The 3,285-nt window shown below is 37.5% G+C and carries 3 protein-coding genes; 2 read left to right on the top strand and 1 reads right to left on the bottom strand.

The features are described 5' to 3' along the window. The first annotated feature begins 154 nt into the window (after positions 1 to 154). Both AAC854_RS21820 and AAC854_RS21815 read left to right on the top strand, forming a co-directional pair. Complete coding sequence (locus tag AAC854_RS21820; RefSeq protein ID WP_340618931.1) at positions 155 to 370, top strand: DUF3820 family protein; 216 nt, start codon at positions 155 to 157, stop codon at positions 368 to 370. Between the two features lie 177 nt (positions 371 to 547). Then, positions 548 to 1,300 carry an SDR family NAD(P)-dependent oxidoreductase gene (locus AAC854_RS21815; RefSeq protein WP_340618930.1) on the top strand — a complete coding sequence of 251 codons (753 nt, stop codon included), beginning with the start codon at positions 548 to 550 and terminating at the stop codon, positions 1,298 to 1,300. Between the two features lie 121 nt (positions 1,301 to 1,421). Here the strand turns inward: AAC854_RS21815 and AAC854_RS21810 are convergent, their stop codons facing one another. Then, on the bottom strand, positions 1,422 to 2,768 hold the full coding sequence (locus AAC854_RS21810; protein ID WP_340618929.1) for an MATE family efflux transporter: 1,347 nt from the start codon (positions 2,766 to 2,768) through the stop codon (positions 1,422 to 1,424). Positions 2,769 to 3,285: the final 517 nt, after the last annotated feature.

The raw sequence follows: 3,285 nt of genomic DNA, 5'->3' as shown, positions 1-3,285 counted from the left end.
AATCAATAGAATGCAAATGTCAGATTGCGATGCGCCTGTTAGGGCGCGGCTGGTAAGAGAGCCTTATAGGCGCATATGAAAAACCCCCGGCTATGCCGGGGGATACTTATTTATGTAGAGTTCTTTTTTACCGCAAGAAAATAAGGCCGACATAATGAACAAAGAAGATCTGTTGGCGATAGCCAATACAGCGATGCCATTTGGCAAGTATAAGGGGAGAATGCTGATTGATTTGCCAGAGGAATATTTGCTTTGGTTTGCCCGTAAGGGGGAGTTTCCGCAGGGAAAACTGGGCGCATTAATGGAAATGACCCTTGCGATCAAGATTGAAGGTTTGGATTCGCTGGTAAAGCCGTTGAAAAAATCCTAATCGTTAAAGAATCCTCTCATTTTTCAGCCAAAATTTTTGCACTCGTTATTGTTAAGGAGTGATGGTAGTCTCTTCATTACTTATTGCATCGCATTAATATCTCACGTGATTAACTGAAATTAATATCTGGTTTTGCCATATTTAATGGATCAAACGTTATTCACGTGGAGAACCACAATGAACTATTTTGACGGAAAAATTGCAATTGTAACGGGAGCGACAACGGGCGTAGGGGAAGGGATTGCTGAGGAATTATTTCATCGGGGAGCGACGGTGGTTATTACCGGACGTCAATTTTCCCGCGCCAGACAGACAGCACAGCGGATAGATCCGACAGGGCAATATGTTATCCCAATGGAAGCGGATGTCAGGGATCATCTTTCAATCAAGGCGTTGATTGACAATACAGTAGAACAGTTCGGTGGATTGCATATGCTGGTTAATAATGCTGGCATTACGGGGCCGCATGGCATCAATATTTGTGATTGCTCCATTGATGACTGGAATGATGTGATTAACACCAATCTCAGCGGAACCTTTTTCGGACTGAAATACGGTATTCCTGCCATCATCCAAAGTGGGGGAGGGGCTATTGTTAACCTTTCTTCATCCAATGGCATTGTAGGTATTCCCGGAATAGCGCCTTACACAACCACTAAACATGGTGTACTTGGCTTAACACGTTCGGCTGCTTTGGAGTTTGCAGATAAAGGTGTCAGAATCAATGCGGTTGGGCCGGGTTATGTCAATACTCCGCATATGCAAACGTTATCCGCAGAAGTCCGGGAATGGATGGCAAGTACCCATCCGATGAAGCGTATGGCAACCAGAGAAGAAGTGGCGAAAACGGTAGCGTTCTTGCTATCAGACGAAAGCTCATTTACGACCGGGGCTTTTTACGCAATTGATGGCGGTTATACAGCCCAGTAAATTCAAAGAGAGAAGTTATTTTCACTCACCCCAGTTGCATAGTTATCTATGCTTCTGGGGTTTGTTTTCTTGCCGCCGCGCTGCATCTCGAAATTCATTGGATATAGACCCTTAATGCTATTTATACTGCCAGTTTTTTAAATTTCATTCTTAATATCATTGAAAGTGTTATCGCATTTATGATTAATCCAAAAACAAGCCCATACCAGAAACCGATCAGACCCATTCTTTCAGTCATGAGATCAGTTAACCCTAATGTAAACCCCAAGGGGATCCCCACAAACCAATAACCTAAGATAGGAATATAGAAGACTATTTTGGTTTCATGTAATCCTCGAAAAATACCCGACATGATGGACTGAATAGCATCAAAGAAGTGGAAAATACATAAAAATAACGCAATGCCAACGGCTGTATTTATCACCAGAATATCATTTGTATATAAGCTAATAATAAATTCAGCATGTAAATAGAAAACAGCACACAATATAAAAGATATTAATGAAACTATAATTAAGGCCAAAACTCCAAAACGTAATGTTGATTGAATATCTTTTTTAGCGTTTAAGTAACTGATTTTCACTGTTGTTGCAGAGCAAAAACCACCACAAACGGTGAACATTATAGCCGATATAATGAATAAAATATTATTTGCAGCAATATGCACAGGGCCAAGAGTAGCAATACCAAATGCAATGATATCAATAAATATCATTTCAATAAAAAATGCTAACCCACTTGGAATACCAACAGCGAACACCTTCTTTAATTTTTCATTAAAGGTAAGAGATAATTTAAACTTGTATTTACCATATTCTTTCTTATACAAAAAATATCCAACAAGTAGCACTGCACTGAGTGTATTGACAACTGCTGTTGTTATCCCTGCTCCTACACCTCCCATTTCTGGCATGCCAAATTTACCAAAGATTAAAGCATAATTGAGTGGTATATTAATAACAAAAGACAAACTGGAGATATACATTGCAACTTTTGTATCTTCGAGTCCCTGCAACAGGGAACGAAATACATTGAATATCATTACTCCGGGAACACCAAATGCCATGGCAATGATATAACCTTCAGTGATATTAACAACAGTTTCATCAACACCAATGAATGATAGAATTTTAACCGCAGATAATAGGAAGATAATAATAGGTATCGATAAAATAAGTGAGGCAGATATGTAGTTATTCGTACACTCTTTTATGCCCTCGATATCATTATTAGATCTGTGTTCTGCAACATCAGCAGACAGCATAATAATAACGCCATAACCCAATATAAAGATAGGAAACCAAATGCTACTACCCAGAGATACAGCAGCCAGATCATTTGTTGAATAGTGGCCTGACATAATAACATCAACAGCACTCATTGCCGTTCTGGCAAGCTGCGTGATTATAATAGGGCCTGATAATACAAATAGATATCTCACGTCTCTTAACAAGGTTTTCTTTTGCATGTCTATCCTTATAAGGTTTATTTTATAATTTATCCTGCCTAAATTTAAAAATGAGAGAGTTATTACATGAAGTTGAATCCAATTTTTCGACTAATTATTTATTAATGGAAAAGATTGAAGAAAAGGCATTGATGATAAAAAGCGATTTTAAAATAGGTAAATATTTTTACGTTGGGAAAGAAAGTGTAACAAAATACAATGCTTAGGAACTAATAAAACTAATAGTAATTATCATCATAAAGCAGTATTCAATGCAATTCATTGATAGCCTTTTTTATTAAAATGTTAACTATGTCTAATTTTTGATAGGTTGGTTAGGTATTTATCTCAATAGGTTATTAATTTGCAAGCCGCACTACGATAGTAAGGAAATATGGCTTAAGGTATATTGATTGTAATTTGTTCTTTTATATAACTTTTCAAAATGGTAGGAGTGTCAAAGAAACTCAGTCCAAATTTTGCGAGTTTTGATTTTCCAGAAACAAAAAGGCAAAAAAGAGGACTGAGTTATGCTTAT

Origin of the sequence: Xenorhabdus entomophaga, from assembly GCF_037996725.1 — a bacterium.
GTDB classification, from domain to species: Bacteria; Pseudomonadota; Gammaproteobacteria; order Enterobacterales; family Enterobacteriaceae; genus Xenorhabdus; species Xenorhabdus khoisanae.
The sequence above is the reverse complement of the archived record's forward strand: the minus strand, read 5'-3'. Positions and strand labels throughout refer to the sequence as shown.